Source organism: Streptomyces sp. NPDC057010, assembly GCF_042673805.1.
In the GTDB taxonomy this organism is placed as follows: domain Bacteria; phylum Actinomycetota; class Actinomycetes; order Streptomycetales; family Streptomycetaceae; genus Streptomyces.
The window spans coordinates 13,319-34,010 of record NZ_JBHUSC010000065.1 but is presented as its reverse complement, the minus strand read 5'-3'; the positions used below and the strand labels follow the sequence as shown (position 1 = coordinate 34,010).

Below are 20,692 nucleotides of genomic sequence, written 5' to 3'. Positions count from 1 at the left end.
GGCGGGGGCCGGTCCGGTCCCCCGCCCCGCTGCCGCCTTCCCCGACCGCGAAGGGAACCGCATGGCACGGCAGTCCTTGGCCGAGCGGCGCCGGCAGCTCACCGAGGCCGCGCTCCGCGCGATGACCCGCGACGGCGTCGCGAAGACGACGACCCGGTCCATCGCGGCCGAGGCGGGCGTCTCGCTGAGCGTCTTCCACTACTGCTTCGATTCCAAGCAGGTGCTGCTGGAGTCGGTCATCGAGGCGATCACGGAGCACTACATCACGGTGGTGAAGGAGGCGATCCGGCCGCGGGCCACCCTCCGGGAGACCATCCGGGCCGGCTTCGAGGCGTACTGGAACCACGTGTGCGCCCACCCCGGCGAGCACATGCTCACCTACGAGCTCACGCAGTACGCGCTGCGCCAGCCGGGCTTCGAGCACCTCGCGCGCCGCCAGTACGAGCTGTACGCCGACACCTACACGGCGCTCATCGAGGAGCTGGGCCGCAGCATGCACTTCGAACTCCGTGTCCCGGTGCGCACGCTGGCCCGCTACCTGGCGGCGATGACCGACGGGCTGACCCTGAGCCTGCTCGTCCTCGGCAAGGACGCCGTCCCCGCCTCGGCGGACATCCTCGACACGATCACCGACCACGTCGCGTCCCTCGTCGGTGACGGGGCCCGCGCGGAACCGGCCCCTGACGCCTACTTCGCGCCCGGGACGCCGTAGCGCGCCAGGAAGAGGTCGACCCCGGAGGAGATGACGCGGTCGAGCTCGGCGTCGTCGACCTCCGAGCCGGGGGCGAAGGTGTGCACCAGCTGGAGGACGCCGACGGTGGACGCGACCAGCTGCTGGACGGCGAGCGCGGGATCGGGGGCGTCGAGCCGCCCGCGCGCGTTGAGTTCGGCGACGGCCTCGGCCATCGGCCCGTTGTTCATGTCGTAGGTGACGCGGTACCAGAGCTGGCCGAGCTGCGGGAAGCGCTCGGTCTCCCCGATGACCAGGCGGCGCAGCGACATGATGTCGCGGCTCAGCAGCACCCGGGCCCAGTCGGTGTGCAGCCGGATCAGCGCGGCCCGCAGGTCGGGGGCCTCGGCGAGGGTGGAGTTGCAGGGCTCCAGGCCCGCGTAGGTCCGGGGCAGGATGCCCGCGATGACCGCGAGGAACAGTCGTTCCTTGTTGCCGAAGTGCTTGTAGATCGTCGCCTTGGACACGCCGGAGCGGGTGGTGATGGCGTCCATGGAGGCCGCGGAGTAGCCCTCGGCCAGGAACTCGGTGACCGCCGCGTCGATGATCGCCTGCCGCTTGCGCTGGGCGGCGTCGGAGGGGCCGGGGATGATCGGGATCCCGAACTCGTCGGTGGCGTTCGTGGTCTCGGCATCCATGGGGGGTGTCCTTCGGATCTGCTGCGTCGCGGGCGAGGGGGGTCCAGTATATGAACTGAACCGTTCGGTCTTCGACCGGGCGCTCACGCGGGGATGCTCCCCATCAGCCCGCGCCGGTAGTCGATCTCCGCCTGCCGGAGTTCGGCCGCGGTGTTCATGACGAAGGGGCCGCTGCGGGCCACGGGCTCGCCGATCGGCTCGCCCGCCAGGACCAGCACCTCGGCCGCCGCCCCGGGCGCTTCGACCGTGAACCGCTCCCCGTCCCGGCCGAGGATCGCGAGGTGGCCGTCCGGGACCGGGCCGTCGGGGGTGGCGGCGGTGCCGGACAGGACGTAGAGCATGGCGTTGTGTCCGCGCGGGACGGAGAACCCGGCGCGGCCGCCGGCCGCGAGCCGGGCGTGCACCACCAGCACGGGGGTGTGGGTCCCGAAGGGTCCGGTGACCCCGTGGGTGGCGCCGGCAATCACCTTGAGCTCGGCGCCGCCGTCGGTGGTGACGGTGGGGATGTCGGCCGCAGAGGCGTACTGGACGCGCGGGGGCGTGGACTTCAGGCGGGCCGGGAGGTTGACCCATATCTGGAGCAGGTGCTGCGGTCCCCCCTCGGCGACCAGGCCGGGGGTGGGGCGGGCGAGGTGGACGAGACCGGAGCCGGCGGTGAGCCACTGGACCTCGCCGGGGTTCATGACCCGCTTGTGGCCCTCGGAGTCGATGTCCTCCATGGCGCCGTCGATGACGTACTGGATGGTCTCGAACCCGCGGTGGGGGTGGGCGGGGGCGCCCTTCGCCTCGTGGGGGGCGAGCTGGTGGGGGCCGACCTGGTCGACCATCAGGAAGGGGTCCACGTAGGGGAGTTCGGGCTGCGGGAAGGGCCTGCGGACGGGAAAGCCCTCCCCCTCGAAGGTGTGGAAGGGGCGGATGACGCGGGCGGTGGAGCGCACGGTGGCGGCGGTGGTGTCCATGCCTGAACTGAACTACACGAACCAGTTCACAGTCAAGACTGAACCGTTTGGTTTTCAGCCTAGACCGATTGGTTTACTTTGACTGGCCGGACATGACCGATCCCCCTGCGCCGCCCGCGGTCCGGCGGTGCAGGGGGATCGGAGAGGGCGTCAGGAACGGGCCAGCAGCGTGCTCATGACCTTGTGGAGCACGGTTTCCGGATCGTCCACCGCCCCCTCGGAGCGCCAGGCCACGAAGCCGTCCGGGCGGACGACGAGGGCGCCCGCCGGCGTCGTGCCGTGGACCTCGGCCCAGTCGGCGCCGTCCTGGGGCACCAGGTCGGCCTCCGGGCCGGTGCCGATCGCGTACGCGTCCACGGCCACTTCCAGCCGCTTGGCGACGGACCGGGCCGCCGCCCGCCACGGGCTGCCCTCGGCGCAGAGCACGACGAAGGAACGCTCGTAGAGGTCCACCGTGGACTTCCGCTCGCCGGACTCGGTGAGCCACATGTGCGGAGCGCGCGTCCCCGGATCACCGGTGAGCCGCATCCGTTCGGGGACGACCGGCGCGTCCGGGTCGGCGCCCAGGACGGCGCCCTCCCGGTACCGGTAGCCCATGGCCACGGCCAGCACCCCGCTCTGCGGTCCGCTGCCGCGCCGGCCGGGTGCTGAGTCGGCGGCCGGACCCTTCCCCGCGCCGGCGGCCCCGGCCGGGCCGGGTTCGTAGCCGGGGTGGCTGTGCTCCGCGGAGCGGGCCGAGGCGCGCTCGCTCGTCGCCCGCGCGACCGGCAGCCGCTCGCTCTCGTAGGTCTCCAGCAGCCCCGGGCCCGCCGTGCCGCCGAGCACCGCGGCCAGCTTCCACGCCAGGTTGTGCGCGTCCTGGATGCCGGTGTTCGAGCCGAACGCGCCGGTGGGGGACATCTCGTGGGCCGAGTCGCCGGCGAGGAAGATCCGCCCGGCCGCGTACCGCTCGGCGACCCGCTCCGCGGCGTGCCACGGAGCCTTCCCGGTGATCTCGACGTCCAGGTCCGGTGCGCCGACGGCCCGCCGGATGTGCGCGACGCAGCGCTCGTCGGTGAAGTCCTCCATCGTCTCGCCCCGGTCGGGGTGCCAGGGCGCGTGGAAGACCCACCGCTCGCGGTTGTCTACGGGCAGCAGGGCGCCGTCCGCGTCGGGCTTGGTCAGGTAGCAGACGATGAAGCGGCGTTCGCCGACCACCTCCGCGAGGCCGCGGGACCGGAAGGTGATGCTCACGTTGTGGAACAGGTCTCCGTGGCCGCTCTGGCCGATGCGCAGCTGCTCCCGGACGGGGCTGCGGGGCCCGTCGGCGGCGACGAGGTAGTCCGCGCGCACGGTGCTGTGCTCCCCGGTCTCCCGGTTCTTCACGAGCGCGGTCACACCGGTGTCGTCGAGGTTGAAGGAGAGGAGCTCGGTGGAGAACCGCAGCTCCGCCCCGAGGGTGGGGGTCACGGACATCAGGACCGGCTCGATGTCGTTCTGGCTGCACAGGCACCATGCCGACGGGCTGAAACGGGCGAGCGCGCCACCGGGATCGATCTCCTGGAACAGCCACTCCTGGTCGTCACCGGTCAGGGAGCCGCCCTGGAGGATGCCGTGGTTGTCGGCCAGGACCGATGCGGCCTCGCGGATCCGGGCCTCCACACCGGCGACGCGGAACAGCTCCATGGTCCGTACGTTGATACCGCGTCCGCGCGGATGCGTGGAGGTACCCGCGTGCTTCTCGACCAGCATGTGTTCGATGCCGTGCCGGCCCAGGAAGAGCGAGGTGCACAGGCCCACCAGCGAGCCGCCCACGATGAGGACAGGGACGCGGTGGTCGACGTTTTCCTTCATGGCTTCTTCCATGCCCTGTGCGAGGGCGCTTCCCTCGCCCGTTCACCCGCTTGGTGCTCCCCTCTCGCGCGCATGGCGCCAACGGACAACGATCGGGTTCGGGTGGCGCCGCCCCGTGGCGACCGAGAAGTCTCGAAGGAGTGTGAACGATGACAACCTTGTCTGAACGGATATCCCAGTCCGCCTTCGACGGCTCGAGGCTTCGGGTCGTACTGCTGCTGGACCTGTACGACGGGGCTCAGAACCAGTTCCTGGAGGTGTACGAGCGCCTGCGCAATCACGTGGCGTCCGTGCCCGGCCACATCAGCGACGAACTGTGCCAGTCAATCGAGAATCCCTCGCAGTGGCTCATCACCAGCGAATGGGAGAGCGCCCCACGCTTCCTCGCGTGGGTGAACAGCGAGGACCACGTCGCCTCCGTCCAGCCGTTGCACGGCTGCGTGCGCGACACCCGCTCGCTGCGGTTCAGCGTGATGCGGGTGACCGGCACCACCCCGGCGCCCGACCGCCTGGCCGCCCTGGCACCGGCACCGGCCCCCCGGCGCGGCGACGGCATCGTGCGCCACGCCCTCACCTTCACGGTGAAGCCGGGCAGTGAGCCCCTCGTCGCGGAGCTGCTGGCCGGCTACACCTCTCCGCAGGCCCAGGTCGACGAGAAGACCCGGCTGCACCGTACCTCCCTCTTCATGCACGGCAACCGCGTCGTACGGGCGGTCGAGGTCGAGGGCGACCTCCTCGCGGCCCTGCGCCACGTGGCCCGCCAGCCCGAGGTCCAGGCTCTGGAGGAGGCGATCAACCCGTACCTGGAGCAGGACCGGGACCTGGCCGATCCGGCTTCGGCCCGCCTGTTCTTCACCCGTGCGGCGGTCCCCGCGGTGCACCACGTGGCCGCCGGCGGGGCCGACTCCGAGGACATCCGGCGGCACGCGCTCTTCTACCCGGCCAAGGACGGGTGCGGCATGGCGCTCGCCCGGCTGCTGGCCCGTCAGGACGAAGCGGCCGTGGACGATCCGGAGAGCCCGATCCAGGCCAGCACCGTCTTCCAGCGCGACGACTTCGTCGTCCGGCTGCTGGACATGCACGGGCCGCTCGCCGCCCGGCCCGCCCTGGTGCTCGGCGTCGACGGGGGCCACAAGGCGGCCGTGCTGGCCCGGCTGCTCGACAGCGCCAAGGACGGCGTCCCCACCAGCGAGGTGGAGATCGCGCAGTTCCTCGCGCGCTCCGAAATGCGTCTGATCACCGACCGGCGTACGCCGGTGCAAGCCTGAGGAGATGGCCGTCATGACCGTTCCACTGACGATGGAAGAACTGGCCGCCCTGATGAAGAAGGGCGCAGGCGTGACCGTCGATCCCGCCGCCATGGCGAGCCGGCCCGACTCGGGCTTCGACGAGTGGGGGCTCGACTCCCTCGGGCTCCTCGGCATCGTCGGGGAGCTGGAGACCCGGCACAGCCGACCGCTGCCCGCCGACGCCGACCGCTGCAAGTCGCCGCGGGAGTTCCTCGACCTCGTCAACAACAGCCTCATGTCGGGGACGACCTGACGGCGACCCGGCACAACGCCCCCGGGACCGGCTCCGTGCCGGTCCCGGGGGCGTTGGCGCGCGGGCGCGGCCGGGGTCAGCCGGGCACCGCGCACTCGAACGCGTGCAGGTACGCGTTGACCGGGCGGATCTCGCCGAGCACCAGGCCGGCCTCCGTCATACGGGAGACCAGGCTGCCCTTGGTGTGCTTCGCGCCGCCCACGTTGAGCAGCAGCAGGAGGTCCATGGCGGTGGTGAACCGCATCGACGGGGTGTCGTCGACGAGGTTCTCGATGATGACGACCCGGGCCCCGGGGCGGGCGGCCCCGATGACGTTGCGCAGGGTCCTGCGGGTGCTGTCGTCGTCCCACTCCAGGATGTTCTTGATGATGTACATGTCGGCCCGGACGGGGATGGCCTCGCGGCAGTCCCCGGGGACGATGGCGGCCCGGTCGGCGAGCGCGCCGCCTTCCCGCAGCCGGGGGTCCGCCTTGGCCGCCACTCCCGGCAGGTCCATCAGGACCCCCCGTACGGCCGGGTGCTTCTCCAGCAGGCTCGCCAGGACGTGTCCCTGGCCGCCGCCGATGTCCGCGACCACCGAGACTCCGGTGAGGTCGAGGAGTTCCGCGACGTCCAGGGCCGACTGCATGCTGGAGGTGGTCATGGCCCGGTTGAAGACGTGGGCCGATTCGTGCGCGTCCTGGTGCAGGTAGTCGAAGAAGCCCTTGCCGTACAGCTCGTGGAACACGCTCCCGCCGGAGCGGACCGCGTCGTCGAGCCGGGGCCAGGCCTGCCAGGTCCAGGGTTCGGTGCACCACAGGGAGATGTAGCGCAGGCTGTGCGGATCGTCCTCGCGCAGCAGCCGTGACATCTCCGTGTGGACGAACGTCCCGTCCGCCGTCTCGGCGAAGATCCCGTAGCAGGACAGGGCGCGGAGCAGCCGGTGCAGCGGCTTCGGCTCGGCGTCCACCGCCGCCGCGAGCTCGGCCGCGGTGGCGGGCGACTCCCCGAGCGCGTCGGCCACGCCGAGGCGCGCGGCCGCCCGGACGGCGGCGGCGCAGGCCGCCCCGAAGACGAGCTCGCGCAGCCGCATGGCGGGCAGGGTGGCCTGCGTGTCGGTGGCGGGGGTGGTGGGGGCGGAGGTCGGTGTGGGGGTCGGACTTACCGTGGTCATGCGGCCTCGATTCCTCTGAGGAGGGGGAGCACGGGTCAGCACATCCCTGCGGGCTGGGAGGTCACGCACCGGTTGTCGAGGAACCTGTTGCCCGATCCGGTCCCCGTGTTGGCGAGGTCCGCCGGCAGGTTGTCCCGTACGTCGTTGTCCTGGATGACGTTGTCGGTGTTCGTGGCGCCCACGAAGCTCTTGAAGAGCAGGATTCCGCCCGAGAGCGGCGAGGAGCCCTTGTTGCCCCGGATGGAGTTCGAACGGACGATCGTCTCCTCGGCTCCGGTGAGGACGATGCCGACGCCCTGGATGTCGGGGAGGCGGGTGTTGCCCTTGCAGAACTTGTTGTTCTCGTGGATCTCGTTGCCGCTGATGGTCATGTCCCCGGCGCCCGGCTCGCCCTCGTCACCGACGACGAACACGCCGCCGCAGTTGCCGTGGAGGATGTTGTCGGTGACGGAGAGGTTCCGGACCCGCCGGACCGTGACCCCGATCCGGTTCCCGGTCAGCATGTTGTCGTCGACGACCGCGCCCAGGGTGTCGGTGGCGCCGCCCTCGCGCTCGATGGTGTTGGCGATGAAGATGCCGGATTCCTTGTTGTCACGGGCGAGGTTGCGGCGGAAGATCCCCCGCGTGGAGCGCTCCTGGGCGATGCCCCAGGTGCCGTTCAGCTCCGAGGTCACCCGCTCGACCTTGAGCCGGTCGGTGTGGGAGGCCCAGATGCCGCTCTTCCTGAAGCCCGTCAGGCGCAGCTGGCGGATCGTCACCCGCTCGACGGGCTTCTCGGCGGTCCCTATGACGCAGATGCCGTTGCCCGACTGTGCACAGGCGTCGTCGGCCCGCACGCCCGCGGCCGGCGGCGTGATCACGGTCTTGGCGCCGGACCCGCGCAGGGTCAGGGGCTTCGTGATGTGCACGCTCTCGTGGTAGGTGCCGGCGAGCACGGTGATGCTGTCTCCCGGCTGTGCGGCGTCCACCGCTTCCTGGATCGATTCTCCCGGATGCACCGTGTGCCTGGCCGCCGCGGTGGCGGGCGGCGACGCCACGCCGAGGCCTGCGGCCATGACGGCTGAGATGCATGCGAGGACCGTGAACTGTCGGTTCGTCACGATTCAGAAGTTATGGGCGTTTAGCGCCCCCCGCCACACTGGCTGAGCGGATGGATACCTGTGGTGGGCAAACGGCCTCATTTTGAGGGCCGTCGGAGTGTAAGCCCGGCGCCGCGCGGTGTTGACCGCACCCGCACGGCCGGGCTGGTGGCGGGGGGTTTCCCGGACGGCCCGCGGAGGGGCAACGGGCAACCCGTCGACCGGGCGGGCGGCCCGGCCCCACTGTGGAGCCGTCCACACCGGGCAAGACCCACGAGGGGAAATCATGCGCAAGATGTTCCGCGGCGCCGCCGCGCTCGCCACCGCTGCCGCCGCCCTGATCGCGCTCAGCGGTACGGCCCAGGGCCAGCCGGCCGACGCGTGGGCCGGCTGCCCGGACGGGGCGGTCTGCATCTACCCCCAGAACCAGAACCCCGCCGTGAAGCCGACCCACGTCTTCTACAGCTACGGGGCCCACAACCTGACCAACCAGTACGGGAACCACTGGGTCCTCAACAACCAGTACGGCGGTGCGACCGCAAACCTGTGCACCGGCTCCAACGGGGGCGGCTGCGGCAACCCCATCGCTGCCAAGACCGGGGTCTACGCCGACCTCACGCCCATCAACTCGATCCGCCTGAACCCGTAGGCCACACGCCGTCAGGACCGCTTCCGGGGCCGCCCGTCCGGTGGCCCCCGGAGGTTCTTGTTTTCGTCATACCACCCCCAAGACCGGGCCGTACGTCCGGCCCGCGCGGTAGCCTGGGCCCTGCCGTTCCCGCTGCCCGGGCGGCGCCGCGCCATGGGGGACGCTGTGGGGGATCCGGACCGTCGGCGGAAGACCGACCACCAGCACGAAGCAGCGGACACGACCGTCCCCGGCTTCCCGGCGCGATTGCGGCGTCTGCGGGTGCAACGGGGAATGTCGCTCGCCGACCTGGCCCGCCGCACGCATTACAGCAAGGGCTACCTGAGCAAGATCGAGACCGGTGCGAAGCCCGTCACCGTGGACGTCGCACGCCGTTGCGACGAGGTGCTCGGGGCGGGGGGCGAGCTGCTCCGGATGGCGCAGGAGACGGAGGTACCACCGCTGGACGGCACCTGCCCGTACCGCGGGCTGTCGGCCTTCACGGCGCAGGACGCGCGCTGGTTCTTCGGCCGGGAGCGGGCGACGGCCGAGCTGGTCGAGCGGGTCTTCGAACGGACCGGGCGCGGGCCGCTGATGGTGGTGGCCCCCTCGGGCGCCGGCAAGTCCTCCCTCCTGAACGCGGGCCTCGTACCGGCCCTGCGGCGCCCCGGCGGCTTCCCGATGGCGGGCGCCGACACCTGGCCGGTGGTGCGGTTCACCCCGACGGCGCATCCGCTGGAGGAGCTCCTGGACCGCACCGCGAAGGTGCTGGGCAGCGATCCCGGGATCGGTGCGCGGGAGATCCGGGAGCGGCCGCGGGTGCTGCTGGAGGCCGTACGCCGGCTCTCGGACGCGGAGGGGGACGGGGAGCCGGGCACGCAATGCCCGCCCGCCCGGGTGGTGCTGATCGTCGATCAGTTCGAGGAGCTGTTCACCCTCTGTCCCGACGAGGACGAGCGACGGGCCTTTGTACGGGTGCTCTCCGCCCTGGCCGGCTCCTTCCCGGCGGACACCGGGCCCGAGCTCCCCGCCGTGGTGGTGCTCGGGGTACGGGCCGACTTCTCCGGGAGCTGTCTGGAGCTGCCGGAGCTGGCCTCCGTCTTCACCGAGGGCCTGTTCGTGCTGCCCCCCATGTCCGTGGCGGAGCTGCGGGAATCGATCACGCGCCCGGCGGAGCTCGCCGGGCTCGCCCTCGAACCGGGCCTGGTCCCCCTGCTCCTGCGCGATGCCGGGGCTCCCTCCGGAGCGCTGCCGCTGGTCTCGCACGCCCTGCTGACCACGTGGCGGCGGCGCTCCGGGGCGACGCTGACGGTCGCCGGGTACGAGCACACCGGCGGCATCCAGGGCGCGATCGCGCACACCGCCGAGGAGGTCTTCGGCCGCCTGTACCCCGCCGAACAGCGGACGATCCGCCGGATCCTGGTGCGGCTGGTGCACGTCGCCGAGGGGACGGGCGCCACCCGTCGCCGGATGGGCCGCGCCGCGCTGATCGAGCAGTCGGCCGACGCGGAGCGGGCCGCGGCCGCGCTCGACGCGTTCGTACGGGCCCGCCTGGTCACCGTGGACAGCGACACCGTCGAAATCACCCACGAGGCCCTGCTGCACGCGTGGCCGCGGTTGCGCGGCTGGATCCGCGAGGACCGGGCGGGCCTGCTGATCCACCAGCAGCTGTCCCACGCCGCCGCCGAATGGGAGCGCGAGGGCCGCGATCCCTCCGCCCTCTACCGCGGGACCCGGCTGGAGACCGCCCGCTCCTGGGCCGAGCAGGCCTGGGCGGACGGCCGGCAGGGCGGCCGGAGCCGGCTCGGCCCGCTGGAGGAGGCCTTCCTGCGGGCGAGCCGGGCCGGGGAGGACGCCCGGGCGGGGCAGGCCCGCCGCCAGGTGCGGCTGAGGCAGGGCATGCTGGCCACGCTCGTCGTCCTGCTGGTGCTCGCCGTGGGGGCGGGCGGGCTGGCGTACCAGCAGCGGGCGGGTGCGCTGGGCCAGGAACGCGTCGCCCGGTCGCGGGCACTGGCCCTGCAGTCCGCGGCGCTGGCCGCGGGCCGGCCGGAGGCGTCGATGCTGCTGGCCGGGGAGGCCTACCGCACGGCCCCCACGACCGAGGCGCGCGGGGCGCTGCTGAGCACGCAGGCACAGCCGTTCCTCGCCCGGCTCGGCGGACACGGCGGGCCGGTCAACGCGGTGGCCTTCGCGCCGGACGACGCCACCCTCGCCACGGCCGGTTCGGACGGGACGGTGGCGCTGCGCCGGGTCGCCGACCGGCGGACGCTCGCCACGTTCACCCTGGCCGGGCGGGTCCGGGCGGTCGCCTTCAGCCCCGACGGCCGCCTCCTCGCGGCGGCGTCCACGGACGGCCCGGCGCGCCTGTGGGACACCGTCGGCCGGCGGACTGCCGGGGTCCTCCCGGCGAGCACCGCCGGCGCCCGGGCCGTGGCCTTCGCCCCCGACGGGCGGGTCCTGGCCGTGGCGGCCCCCGACGGGACCATCGGTCTGTGGGAGGCCGGGGGCGAGCACCGGGCCGTGGGGGCGCTCGCCGGTCACGCCGGGAGGGTCAACGCCCTGGCCTACGCGCCGGACGGCCGGACCCTGGTCTCGGCCGGGGCCGACCGCACCGTACGCCTGTGGGACCCGGTGGAGGCCCGGCAGCTGGCCGTGCTCGAGGGGCATACGGACGAGGTGCTGGGGGCCGCGTTCGCGCCGGACGGCCGGACGGTCGCCACCGGGGGCGTGGACCGGACCGTACGGCTGTGGGACGTGGCCGCGGGGCGCGCGGTCGCGACGCTGACGGGCCACAGCGACGACGTCAACGGCGTGGCCTACACCCCGGACGGGACGACGGTCGTCAGCGCGGGCGGGGACGGTACGACCCGGCTGTGGGACGTGCGCGGCGGCCGCCTGACGGCGACGCTCGCCGGTCACACCGACTACGTGCTCGGGGTCGCGGTGGACTCCGCGGGAGCGGTGCTGGCCACGGCCGGCTTCGACCAGTCGGTCGTCCTGTGGGACCTGCGCGGGGCGGTGCTGACGTCACGTCCGTTCACGGAGGTCTGGCACGCCGCGTACAGCCCGGACGGCAGACTGCTGGCCACCGCCGAGGCGGATCACGTGGTCAGGCTGTGGGACGTCGCGGGCCGCCGGGCCGTGGCCGCGTTCGCCGGGCACGGCGAGACGGTCTTCACGGTGGCGTTCGCCCCCGACGGGCGGCTGCTGGCCTCGGCGGGCTCCGACGGCACGATCCGGCTGTGGGACGTGGCGGCGCGCGGCCCTGCGGCCGTCCTCACCGGCCAGGGCGGCACCGTGTTCTCGGTGGCCTTCTCCCCCGACGGGCGCACCCTGGCGTCGGCCGGTTCGGACGGCACGGTCCGGCTGTGGGACGTGGCGGCGCGGCGGCAGCTCGCGGTGCTGACCGGCCACACCGACTTCGCCAACGACGTGGCGTTCAGCCCCGACGGACGCACGCTGGCCAGCGGCGGCGACGATCTGACGGTCCGTCTGTGGGACGTGGCGGGCCGCCGGCCGCTGGCCGCGCTCACCGGCCACACGGGTGCGGTACGGGGCGTGGCCTTCAACCCGGACGGCCGGACCCTCGCGAGCAGCGGCAACGACGGCACCGTACGCCTGTGGGACGCACGGCTGCACCGCCCGGAGGCGTCCCTGGCCGGCCACACCGGCTCGGCGCGGGGCATCGCCTTCTCCCCCGACGGCCGCACGCTGGCCAGCAGCGGCAACGACCGTACGGTACGGCTGTGGGACGTGCCGGCCCGCCGGCCGGTGGCCGCGCTGTCGGGCCACGCGAACGCGGTGTGGAGCGTGGCCTTCGCCCCCGACGGCCGCACGGTGGCGAGCAGCAGCACCGACGGCACCGTACGGCTGTGGAGCCTGGACGTCGGGGCCCGGCTGACGGCGGTGGACCGACTGCGGGGCGGGCCCTAGGCGTTGGCGATGACGAGGAGGGTGCGGGCCGCGGCCGGGCCCGCGAGGCGGCAGCGGTGCGGGACCTCGCCCCGGTGGTGGGCGCTCTGGCCCGCGCGCAGGGTCAGCGGTTCCTCGCCCTCGACCTCCAGGACGATCTCGCCCTCCAGGACGTAGAGGAAGTCCTCACCGGGGTGTTCGAACCAGCCGCGCTCGCCCCGCCCGTGCTCGAAGTGGTGCTCGTAGGCCTCCATCACCCCGCTGCGCCCGCCCGGGATGAGGACCCGGGCGACCTGGCCCGCGGCCTCGCTGACGCGGATCACCTGCGGGTCGCTCTCGTGGCTGACCGTGCCCGGGCGGCCCGGCGGTCTGAGGAAGGTGCCGGGGGTGACGTCCAGGGCCTCTGCGATCCGGTAGATGGAGCTGAGGCTGGGCGTGGCGAGGCCGCGTTCGAGCTGGCTGAGGAAGGGCTGGGAGAGGCCGGAGCGGGTGGCGAGGGCGGCCATGGAGACGCCGCGCTGCTTGCGGCAGCCGCGGATCACCCGTCCGACCTCTATCGCTTCGGGCGTGGGTTCGGGGCGAGACACGCTGGCGAACGTACCTCATGGTCGGTCCCGCGCCGGGGGGTCCGGGGAGGTTTCGCACTGCCGCAACACTCTCTTCATAAGCGTGGTCAATTATTGACCTTGCTTATGAACGACGTCGCCCGACGACGGAGCACACGACCGAGGAGCCGCCCCGTGCACGCCACCCCCTCACCGCCCGGCCGCGCCCTGGCCCGGCTCGGTCCGGCCCTGGGCGCGGCCGGCGCCGTCCTCGCGCTGTGGTACCTCCTCGCCCACTCCGGCGGGGTGGCCCCGGGACTGCTCCCGACCCCGGGTCAGACCGTGGCCGCGCTGGCGGACAGCGCCCGCAGCGGCGTCCTGGCCTCCGACCTCGGCGCCAGCCTGGCCCGGGCGGGACAGGGCTTCGCCCTCGGTGCGCTCGTCGGCAGCGCCCTCGGCTTCACCACCGGCTACCTGCCGAAGGTGTCCGCCGCCGTCACCCCGCTCGTCTCCTTCCTGCGCCCCATCCCCGCCATCGCCCTCGTGCCGCTGGCGACCGCCTGGTTCGGCATCGGCGAGACCGCCAAGCGCCTGCTGATCGCCTACGCCGTCCTCCTCGCGGTCTGGCTCTACGTGCACGACGGGGTCTCCCGGGTTCCCGTCACCCACCTGCGGGCGGCCCGGACGCTGGGGGCGCCGCTGCACCGCCGGTTCACCGAGGTACTGCTGCCCGCCGCCGCGCCGGCCCTGCTCGCTGCGCTGCGTTACGGCGCCTCGGTGGCGCTGCTCGCGCTGGTCGCGGCGGAACTGGGCGGCGCCGACAGCGGGTTGGCGTACCGGCTACAGGTCGACGGGCAGTTCCTGCGCGTGGACCGGATGTTCGCGGGGCTGCTCGTGCTCGGCCTGCTGGGCGTCGCCGTCGACCTCGTCCTGGCCGCCGTCGGCCGCCGCTTCGTGCACTGGGGTGCGTCATGAGCCAGCAGGTGCGGCTGGAGGGGCTGTCCGTCGGGTACGGGGGCGCGCCGGTGCTGGAGCGCACCGACCTGGATCTGGCCGCCGGATCGTTCACGGCGCTGCTGGGGCCCAGCGGGTGCGGCAAGTCCACGGTGCTGGGCGCGGTGGCCGGGTTCGTACGGCCCACCGCCGGGCGGGTGACGGCGGGTTCCGAGCCGGTGCGCGGGCCCGGCCCCGAGCGGGGTGTCGTCTTCCAGCACTACGCGCTGTTCCCGTGGCGCACGGCGCGCGGAAACGTCGAGTTCGCCCTCAAGCGGCTCGGCCTGCCGCGGGCCGAACGCCGCCGGCGCGCCCTCGCCGCGCTGGCCGAGGTGGGGCTCGCGGACGGCGCGGACAAGTACCCGGCGCAGCTGTCCGGCGGCATGCAGCAACGCGTGGCGCTCGCCCGGGCCCTGGCCGCCGAGCCCGAAGTACTGCTGATGGACGAGCCGTTCGGGGCGCTGGACGCGCTGACCAGGACCCGGATGCAGACCCTGCTGCGGGAGCTGTGGCAGCGCCGCGGCACCACCGTCCTGTTCGTCACGCACGACATCGACGAGGCGCTGGCCCTCGCCGAGCGGGTGATCGTGCTCGGCGGCGCTCCCGGCCGGGTGCTGGCCGACCACACCGTGCCCGCCGGGCCGCCCGACCCCGGTCTGCGCGCACTGATCGCCGGCCACCTCGGCTCCTCCTGACCTCTCCTCTCTCCCCCCGTTCACGGAAGGACCCCTCCCCCATGCCCAGACCCCGCGCGGTGGCCGCCGTACTGCTGGCCGCCCTGCTCTCCGTACTGGCCACCGCCTGCGCCGGATCCACCGGTGGCGGCGGCGCGGCCGGCGGCCGGCCCGCCGTCACCCTCGCCGGCAGCGACCACCTCGGCGGCGCCCCTGTCTACGTGGCGCAGGAGCACTCCCTGTGGGCCGCCGAGGGCATCGAGGCCACCGTCACCACCCAGCCCACCGGGCGCGACGCCCTCAACGCCGTGCTCGGCGGCCAGGCGCAGCTCGGCGTCGTCGGCGACCTGCCCGCGGTCACGGCCGCGCTCGGCGGCCGCGAGCTGCGGATCGTCGCGGACCTGTCCCGGTTCACCGACTGGCGCCTGCTGACCCGCACCGACCGGCAGATCACCGGCTTCGCCGCGCTGAAGGGCCGCAAGGTCGGAGTCCCGCAGGGCACCAACGTCGAGTACGCGCTGTCGCGGATGCTGGCTTCGGCGCAGCTGTCGGCGGCGGACGTGACCGTGGTCAACCTCGCGCCGAACCAGGTGCCCGCGGCCCTGGCCCGCGGTGACATCGACGCCGGGCTCACCTTCCCCAGCTTCTACGACGCCGCGCGCACCGCACTCGGCGAGCGGTACGCCGAGCTGCCCTTCACCGGCTACACGGCCAGGACCTTCCTCGTCGCCGGCCCCTCGGCCAACCCGGAGACCACCGCCGCCGTGCTCCGTGCGCTGGTGCGCGCCCAGCGGGAGATCGCCGCCGACCCGGCGGCCGCGCGCAAGGCCGTCCTCGCCCAGTCCAAGGGCGCCCTCCAGGCCGGCTACGTCGACACCTTCCAGCCCCGCTACTCCTACGGCGCGACCCTCTCCCCCGAGCTGCTCGCGCAGCTGGAGGAGGAGGCCGCCTGGGCCAAGACCTCCCAGAGCCTGCCGGGCGCCGCCGACCGCGCCGCGCTGCTGCGGTACCTGGACACCGCGGCCCTGGCCGCCGTGGACCCGGCCGCCGTCACCGTCCGCTGAACCACGTCCCCACCCACGCACGACCGTCCCCTTCGAAGGAGTCCCCATGACCGTCGACCAGAACACCCTGCGCCGCCGGGGCGTAGGCCTCATCGCCCACGACCCCGAGCGCAGCTACGGCGGCTACACCCTCTACACGCCGATCACCAGCGCCGGCGAGATCCACCTCGTCGACATCGAGGGCCGGACCGCCCACACCTGGAACTCCCCGCACCCGCCCGGCCGCCAGGCCCAGCTCCTGCCGAACGGCAACCTCTTCTACGCGGCCAAGGACACGAGCAGCCCGACCCTCTTCCCCATCTGGGACGTCTACCACGGCGGCATCTTCCAGGAGCTGGCCCCCGACTCCACCGTGCTGCGCGAGGCCCGGCACCCCTTCCACCACCACGACGCCACCGTCCTGCGCAACGGCAACCTCCTCATCACCGTCGTCGAACCCCTGGACCCGGCCGACGCGGCCCGCATCCGCGGCGGCATCCCCGGCTCCGAGGCCGCGGGCGGGGTGATCTACGGGGACGTCGTCTACGAACTGACCTGGGACGGCGAGGTGGTGTGGCGCTGGGCCGCCATCGAGCACCTCGACCCCGAAGAGGTCCCCCTGAACCCGCATTTCGCCCGCGAGCACTGGCCGATGGCCAACACCGTCAACGAACTCGCGGACGGTTCCGTCGTGGTGGGCTTCCGCAGCGCGTCCACCACCGTCGCGGTCGACCGCGCCACCGGCTCCGTCACGTGGCGGATCGGCCCCGACGTGCTGGCGCAGCAGCACCATCCGCACGAGCTGGCCGGCGGCAACATCCTCGTCTTCGACAACGGCACGTACCGCGACACCACCTCCGTGCCGTACTCGCGGGTGCTGGAGCTCGACCCGCACACGGGCAAGGAGGTGTGGTCGTACACCGACAACCCGCCGCAGAACTTCTACAGCCCCTACATGTCCAGCGCGCAGCGCCTGCCCAACGGCAACACCTTCATCGCCGAGGGCTCCTTCGGCCGGCTCTTCGAGGTGACCCCCGGCGGGGACGTGGTGTGGGAGTTCGTGGTCCCGCAGTTCCGCTCCTTCGGCGACGGCGTGGGGCTGGAGTCCTCGGCCGGCGCCCAGAACTCCGTCTTCCGCGCCTACCGTTACTCCGCCGACCAGTTCCCCTGGCTGTAAATGCGAAACCCCGGTTCTATTTCACCGGGAGGCGTTATGTGTACGGCGGATGAAAAGGCCGCCCGCTTGCGTGGATATCGATATCAGGACCGTTGACAGCGATTCTTCGCCGAATCCAAGCTGCTCCCGTGTCCCTGAGAGAATCGCTTCCCCTCGCCGCGCCCGCCGGCCCCGCCGGGCCGCCCGGGCCGGCGGAGCGGGTCCTCCCGCTCCGCCGGCCCGGGCGGTGGATCGCCGGCGCCGCCGTGCTCGTCCTGGTCGCCCAGGCCGCCCACGGGCTGATCGGCAACCCCTTCTACCAGTGGGACCGGTTCGCGTACTGGTTCCTCCGGCCGGTCATCCTGGACGGGCTGTGGATCACCCTCCAGGTGACCGCGTACAGCGCGTTCCTCGGCCTGGCCGGCGGGGTACTGCTCGCCCTCGGGCGGCTCTCCGCCAACCCGGTGCTGCGGTGGGCGAGCTGGACGTACGTCTGGCTGCTGCGCTCCGTGCCGCTGATCGTCGTCCTGCTCTTCCTCTACAACCTCAGCGCGCTCTACCCCTCGCTGAGCCTCGGGGTTCCCTTCGGCCCCGCCCTCCTCACCTTCGACGAGTCCCGGCTGGCCACCGACATGGTCGTGGCGGTCGTGGGGCTGAGCCTGGCCGAGGCGGCGTACGCGGCCGAGGTGGTACGGGCGGGCGTGCTCTCCGTCGACCAGGGACAGCACGAGGCGGCGGCCGCGCTGGGCCTGCCCAAGCGCTACCAGTTCGCCCGGATCGTCTTCCCGCAGGCCCTGCGGGCGATCGTCCCCGCCTACGTCAACCTGCTGATCGGGCTGGTCAAGGCCACCTCGCTGGTCTTCTACGTGTCCCTGCTCGACCTGTTCGGCTCGGTCCAGGGCCTGGCCGCCACCTATCCCGGCGACGTGGTGCCGCTGCTGCTGGTGGCCACCGTCTGGTACGTGATCCTCACCAGCCTCGTCTCCGTCGTCCAGTTCTACGTGGAGCGGTACTACGCGCGCGGCGCCCTGCGCACCCTCCCGCCCACCCCCGTACAGCGGGCCCGGGCGGCCCTGCGCGGGCTGCGGACCCGCTTCCGTGAGGAGACGGCGCGATGACCGCGACCGCGACGACGACCGGCGACCCCACGACGCGGCCCGCCGCGATCGAGGTCCACGACGTGCAGAAGTGGTTCGGGGGCCGGCGGGTCCTGGACGGGGTGGACCTGACGGTGCGGCCGGGCACGGTCACCGTGGTCCTGGGGCGTTCGGGCTCCGGCAAGTCCACCCTGCTGCGGGTGATCAACCACCTGGAGAAGCCCGAGGCCGGGTACGTGAGCGTCGGCGGCGAGCTGATCGGCGTACGGCGGCACGGGACCCGGCTCAAGGAGCTGAGCGAGCGGGCGATCCTCGCCCAGCGCGGCCGGATCGGCTTCGTCTTCCAGAACTTCAACCTCTTCCCGCACCTGACCGTGCTGGACAACATCGCCGCGGCGCCGGTCGCCACGGGCAGGCTGCGCCGCCCCGAGGCCCAGGCGCTGGCGCGCGAACTGCTGGAGCGGGTCGGGCTCGGGGACCGCGCCGGCGCCTACCCCCGGCAACTGTCCGGGGGCCAGCAGCAGCGCGTGGCCATCGCCCGTGCCCTCGCCCTGCGACCCGGGGTCATCCTCTTCGACGAGCCGACCTCCGCCCTCGACCCCGAACTCGTCGGCGAGGTGCTCCAGGTGATCAAGGACCTGGCCACCGGCGGCACCACGCTGGTCATCGTCACGCACGAGATCGGCTTCGCCCGTGAGGTGGCCGACGAGGTCGTCTTCCTCCACGAGGGCCGCGTCGTCGAACAGGGCCCGCCCGAGCAGGTACTGGACCGTCCCGCACACCCCCGGACCCGCGAGTTCCTGAGCAGGGTGCTCTGACCCCCGGGCCCCCGCCACCCCCGCACTTCTTCCTCTCACTCCCGTTCGACCATGGAAAAGGAACACCATGCGACGCCCTTCCACCCTGCGCACCAGACTCGTCCGCGGCCTCGGCGCCGCGACGGCCACCGTGGCCCTCGCCTCCGGGCTCACCGCGTGCGGCGGCGACGCCGAGGCCACCGGAGCGGCCTCCGACAAGGTCATCGTCGGCGCGGAGTCCAACGGCGCCGCGCAGCAGGCCGAGCTGTCCGTCCCGGCCGTCGAATCCCTGCGCGCCCAGCTGCCCAAGGAGGTCCGCGACCGCGGCGAGCTCGTCATCGGGGTCGGCGCGCTGCCCGCCGGGTTCCCCCCGCTGGCGTACGTGGGCACCGACCAGAAGACGCTCACCGGGGCGGAGCCGGACCTCGGCCGCCTGGTGGCGGCGACGCTCGGGCTCAAGCCGGTCGTGAAGAACTCCACCTGGGAGAACCTGTTCGTCGGCATCGACAGCGGCAAGGTGGACGTGGCGTTCACCAACGTCACGGTCACCGAGGAGCGCAAGAAGAAGTACGAGTTCGCCTCCTACCGGCAGGACAACCTGGCCTTCGAGGCGCTGAAGGACGGCTCCTGGACCTTCGCGGGCGACTACCACGACCTCGCGGGCAAGACGATCGCGGTCAGCAAGGGCACCAACCAGGAGAAGATCCTGCTGGAGTGGCAGAAGAAGCTCCAGGCCGAGGGCAAGGACATCAGCGTCAAGTACTTCCCGGACGCCAACAGCATCTACCTGGCCCTGAGCGGGAAGAAGATCGACCTCCACTTCGGCCCCAACCCGTCGATCGCCTACCACATCACGCAGACCGCGAGCAGCAACGCCCCCACCCGCAACGCCGGTTCCTTCTCGGGCGCCGGCGAGTCCCTCCAGGGCCTGATCGCGGCGACCGCCAAGAAGGACAGCGGGCTGGCCAAGCCGGTGTCCGAGGCGATCAACCACCTGATCAAGGAGGGCCAGTACGCGAAGCTGCTGACCACCTGGAACCTGTCCAACGAGTCCGTGACCACCTCCGAGGTGAACCCGCCCGGCCTGCCGCTGACCAACTCATGAACGCGGGACCGGACACCGCGGTCTCCCCGCACGTGCTGGACAATCCGGCCTGGGCCTCGCTGTCGGGCGCGCACACCGCGTTCGCCGAGCGCCCGGGCCCGGGCGGGGCACTGGGTCCCGGAACCTCCCGCGCCGCCCGCTACCGCGCGGACGTCTCGCCCTTCGCCGCCCTGGCCGACCCGGCCGACCCGCGTTCCTGGGCCGACCTGGGCGCGCTGGTCGGCCCGGGCGGGGTCGCCTCGCTCGCCGGTGTGCTGACCCCGCCCGAGGGCTGGGAGACCGTCGGGGCCGTCCAGGGGGTCCAGCTGGTCGACACCTCACTGCGCGCCGGACCCGCCCCGGACGCGGTCCGGCTGGGGCCCGCCGACGTGCCGGAGATCCTCGGCCTCATCGAGCTCACGAAGCCCGGGCCGTTCCTGCCCCGCACCGTCGAGCTGGGCACGTACCTCGGCATCCGCCACCGGGGCCGGCTGATCGCCATGGCCGGGGAGCGGCTGCACCCTCCCGGCTGGACCGAGATCAGCGCGGTGTGCACCCATCCCGACCACCGGGGGCGGGGCCTGGCCACGCGGCTGGTGCGCGCCGTGGCCGCGGGGATCCGGGACCGGGGAGAGGTCCCCTTCCTGCACACGTCGGCGGCCAACACGGGCGCGATCCGGCTCTACGAGTCGATCGGCTTCACCCTGCGTCGCCGGCCCTCCTTCATGGCGGTCCGGGCGCCGGGCAACACAGCCGCCAAATTCCCTTAATATCCCGGTCATTGTATGGCCCAGCCATCGGACGTAGCGTCGTCTGAAGAGCTCAATTC

The 20,692-nt window shown here is 73.0% G+C and carries 19 protein-coding genes; 13 read left to right on the top strand and 6 right to left on the bottom strand.

The window, feature by feature from the left end; all coding sequences use genetic code 11:
* Nucleotides 1-61 precede the first annotated feature (61 nt).
* Nucleotides 62-712 (top strand): TetR/AcrR family transcriptional regulator, encoded by a 651-nt coding sequence (locus tag ACFTXQ_RS32715; RefSeq protein ID WP_382648060.1) that lies wholly within the window; start codon nucleotides 62-64, stop codon nucleotides 710-712.
* Here the strand turns inward: ACFTXQ_RS32715 and ACFTXQ_RS32710 are convergent.
* The 3 genes from ACFTXQ_RS32710 to ACFTXQ_RS32700 all read right to left on the bottom strand — a co-directional run bounded on the left by ACFTXQ_RS32710 (nucleotide 688) and on the right by ACFTXQ_RS32700 (nucleotide 4,160).
* A complete protein-coding gene (locus ACFTXQ_RS32710) occupies nucleotides 688-1,368 on the bottom strand; it encodes a TetR/AcrR family transcriptional regulator (protein ID WP_382648051.1) in 681 nt (226 codons plus the stop codon). The two genes, ACFTXQ_RS32715 and ACFTXQ_RS32710, sit on opposite strands and share 25 nt — an antisense overlap.
* Before the next feature lie 83 nt (nucleotides 1,369-1,451).
* Nucleotides 1,452-2,327 carry a pirin family protein gene (locus ACFTXQ_RS32705; RefSeq protein ID WP_382648048.1) on the bottom strand — a complete coding sequence of 292 codons (876 nt, stop codon included), beginning with the start codon at nucleotides 2,325-2,327 and terminating at the stop codon, nucleotides 1,452-1,454.
* 150 nt (nucleotides 2,328-2,477) lie between these two features.
* Nucleotides 2,478-4,160 (bottom strand): FAD-dependent oxidoreductase, encoded by a 1,683-nt coding sequence (locus tag ACFTXQ_RS32700; protein WP_382648045.1) that lies wholly within the window; start codon nucleotides 4,158-4,160, stop codon nucleotides 2,478-2,480.
* A 149-nt stretch (nucleotides 4,161-4,309) separates the two neighbouring features.
* Between ACFTXQ_RS32700 and ACFTXQ_RS32695 the strand changes: the two genes are divergently transcribed.
* Both ACFTXQ_RS32695 and ACFTXQ_RS32690 read left to right on the top strand, forming a co-directional pair.
* Entirely contained in the window at nucleotides 4,310-5,428 is a 1,119-nt protein-coding gene (locus tag ACFTXQ_RS32695) for a SchA/CurD-like domain-containing protein (protein ID WP_382648043.1), read from the top strand.
* A gap of 13 nt (nucleotides 5,429-5,441) precedes the next feature.
* Nucleotides 5,442-5,702, top strand: a complete 261-nt coding sequence (locus ACFTXQ_RS32690; protein ID WP_382648040.1) for an acyl carrier protein — start codon at nucleotides 5,442-5,444, stop codon at nucleotides 5,700-5,702.
* Between the two features lie 76 nt (nucleotides 5,703-5,778).
* Here ACFTXQ_RS32690 and ACFTXQ_RS32685 read toward each other — a convergent pair whose 3' ends face one another.
* A complete protein-coding gene (locus ACFTXQ_RS32685; protein ID WP_382648038.1) occupies nucleotides 5,779-6,855 on the bottom strand; it encodes a methyltransferase in 1,077 nt (358 codons plus the stop codon).
* Nucleotides 6,856-6,890: 35 nt separating this feature from the next.
* Nucleotides 6,891-7,955: a nitrous oxide reductase family maturation protein NosD gene (locus ACFTXQ_RS32680; RefSeq protein WP_382648035.1), complete on the bottom strand. Its 1,065-nt coding sequence runs from the start codon at nucleotides 7,953-7,955 to the stop codon at nucleotides 6,891-6,893.
* 265 nt (nucleotides 7,956-8,220) lie between these two features.
* Between ACFTXQ_RS32680 and ACFTXQ_RS32675 the strand changes: the two genes are divergently transcribed.
* Together ACFTXQ_RS32675 and ACFTXQ_RS32670 are read left to right on the top strand one after the other, a co-directional pair.
* Nucleotides 8,221-8,583, top strand: a complete 363-nt coding sequence (locus tag ACFTXQ_RS32675; RefSeq protein WP_382648032.1) for a hypothetical protein — start codon at nucleotides 8,221-8,223, stop codon at nucleotides 8,581-8,583.
* A 165-nt stretch (nucleotides 8,584-8,748) separates the two neighbouring features.
* Nucleotides 8,749-12,495 (top strand): helix-turn-helix domain-containing protein, encoded by a 3,747-nt coding sequence (locus tag ACFTXQ_RS32670; protein ID WP_382648057.1) that lies wholly within the window; start codon nucleotides 8,749-8,751, stop codon nucleotides 12,493-12,495.
* On the opposite strand, the gene ACFTXQ_RS32665 is transcribed toward ACFTXQ_RS32670, so the two are convergent.
* Entirely contained in the window at nucleotides 12,492-13,061 is a 570-nt protein-coding gene (locus ACFTXQ_RS32665; protein WP_382648029.1) for a helix-turn-helix domain-containing protein, read from the bottom strand. The two genes, ACFTXQ_RS32670 and ACFTXQ_RS32665, sit on opposite strands and share 4 nt — an antisense overlap.
* A 153-nt stretch (nucleotides 13,062-13,214) precedes the next feature.
* On the opposite strand from ACFTXQ_RS32665, the gene ACFTXQ_RS32660 reads away from it, so the two are divergent.
* The 8 genes from ACFTXQ_RS32660 (at nucleotide 13,215) to ACFTXQ_RS32625 (ending at nucleotide 20,633) form a co-directional block, all read left to right on the top strand.
* Complete coding sequence (locus tag ACFTXQ_RS32660; protein ID WP_382648027.1) at nucleotides 13,215-13,994, top strand: ABC transporter permease; 780 nt, start codon at nucleotides 13,215-13,217, stop codon at nucleotides 13,992-13,994.
* Nucleotides 13,991-14,707, top strand: a complete 717-nt coding sequence (locus ACFTXQ_RS32655; protein WP_382648024.1) for an ABC transporter ATP-binding protein — start codon at nucleotides 13,991-13,993, stop codon at nucleotides 14,705-14,707. The genes ACFTXQ_RS32660 and ACFTXQ_RS32655 overlap by 4 nt, the downstream gene beginning before the upstream one ends.
* Nucleotides 14,708-14,748: 41 nt before the next feature.
* Nucleotides 14,749-15,750 (top strand): ABC transporter substrate-binding protein, encoded by a 1,002-nt coding sequence (locus ACFTXQ_RS32650; protein WP_382648021.1) that lies wholly within the window; start codon nucleotides 14,749-14,751, stop codon nucleotides 15,748-15,750.
* Between the two features lie 46 nt (nucleotides 15,751-15,796).
* A complete protein-coding gene (locus ACFTXQ_RS32645; RefSeq protein ID WP_382648018.1) occupies nucleotides 15,797-16,906 on the top strand; it encodes an aryl-sulfate sulfotransferase in 1,110 nt (369 codons plus the stop codon).
* 134 nt (nucleotides 16,907-17,040) lie between these two features.
* Nucleotides 17,041-18,003, top strand: a complete 963-nt coding sequence (locus tag ACFTXQ_RS32640) for an amino acid ABC transporter permease (RefSeq protein ID WP_382648055.1) — start codon at nucleotides 17,041-17,043, stop codon at nucleotides 18,001-18,003.
* Complete coding sequence (locus ACFTXQ_RS32635) at nucleotides 18,000-18,800, top strand: amino acid ABC transporter ATP-binding protein (protein WP_382648015.1); 801 nt, start codon at nucleotides 18,000-18,002, stop codon at nucleotides 18,798-18,800. Before ACFTXQ_RS32640 ends, ACFTXQ_RS32635 begins: the two co-directional genes overlap by 4 nt.
* 67 nt (nucleotides 18,801-18,867) lie before the next feature.
* Complete coding sequence (locus ACFTXQ_RS32630) at nucleotides 18,868-19,884, top strand: transporter substrate-binding domain-containing protein (RefSeq protein ID WP_382648012.1); 1,017 nt, start codon at nucleotides 18,868-18,870, stop codon at nucleotides 19,882-19,884.
* Complete coding sequence (locus ACFTXQ_RS32625) at nucleotides 19,881-20,633, top strand: GNAT family N-acetyltransferase (protein WP_382648009.1); 753 nt, start codon at nucleotides 19,881-19,883, stop codon at nucleotides 20,631-20,633. The genes ACFTXQ_RS32630 and ACFTXQ_RS32625 overlap by 4 nt, the downstream gene beginning before the upstream one ends.
* Nucleotides 20,634-20,692: the final 59 nt, after the last annotated feature.

Excerpts from the sequence above, each read along its gene's own strand:
- ACFTXQ_RS32715 (WP_382648060.1), top strand. The coding sequence starts at position 62 with ATGGCACGGCAGTCCTTGGCCGAGCGGCGCCGGCAGCTCACCGAGGCC.
- ACFTXQ_RS32710 (WP_382648051.1), bottom strand. The coding sequence starts at position 1,368 with ATGGATGCCGAGACCACGAACGCCACCGACGAGTTCGGGATCCCGATC.
- ACFTXQ_RS32705 (WP_382648048.1), bottom strand. The coding sequence starts at position 2,327 with ATGGACACCACCGCCGCCACCGTGCGCTCCACCGCCCGCGTCATCCGC.
- ACFTXQ_RS32700 (WP_382648045.1), bottom strand. The coding sequence starts at position 4,160 with ATGAAGGAAAACGTCGACCACCGCGTCCCTGTCCTCATCGTGGGCGGC.
- ACFTXQ_RS32695 (WP_382648043.1), top strand. The coding sequence starts at position 4,310 with ATGACAACCTTGTCTGAACGGATATCCCAGTCCGCCTTCGACGGCTCG.
- ACFTXQ_RS32690 (WP_382648040.1), top strand. The coding sequence starts at position 5,442 with ATGACCGTTCCACTGACGATGGAAGAACTGGCCGCCCTGATGAAGAAG.
- ACFTXQ_RS32685 (WP_382648038.1), bottom strand. The coding sequence starts at position 6,855 with ATGACCACGGTAAGTCCGACCCCCACACCGACCTCCGCCCCCACCACC.
- ACFTXQ_RS32675 (WP_382648032.1), top strand. The coding sequence starts at position 8,221 with ATGCGCAAGATGTTCCGCGGCGCCGCCGCGCTCGCCACCGCTGCCGCC.
- ACFTXQ_RS32655 (WP_382648024.1), top strand. The coding sequence starts at position 13,991 with ATGAGCCAGCAGGTGCGGCTGGAGGGGCTGTCCGTCGGGTACGGGGGC.
- ACFTXQ_RS32650 (WP_382648021.1), top strand. The coding sequence starts at position 14,749 with ATGCCCAGACCCCGCGCGGTGGCCGCCGTACTGCTGGCCGCCCTGCTC.
- ACFTXQ_RS32645 (WP_382648018.1), top strand. The coding sequence starts at position 15,797 with ATGACCGTCGACCAGAACACCCTGCGCCGCCGGGGCGTAGGCCTCATC.
- ACFTXQ_RS32635 (WP_382648015.1), top strand. The coding sequence starts at position 18,000 with ATGACCGCGACCGCGACGACGACCGGCGACCCCACGACGCGGCCCGCC.
- ACFTXQ_RS32630 (WP_382648012.1), top strand. The coding sequence starts at position 18,868 with ATGCGACGCCCTTCCACCCTGCGCACCAGACTCGTCCGCGGCCTCGGC.
- ACFTXQ_RS32625 (WP_382648009.1), top strand. The coding sequence starts at position 19,881 with ATGAACGCGGGACCGGACACCGCGGTCTCCCCGCACGTGCTGGACAAT.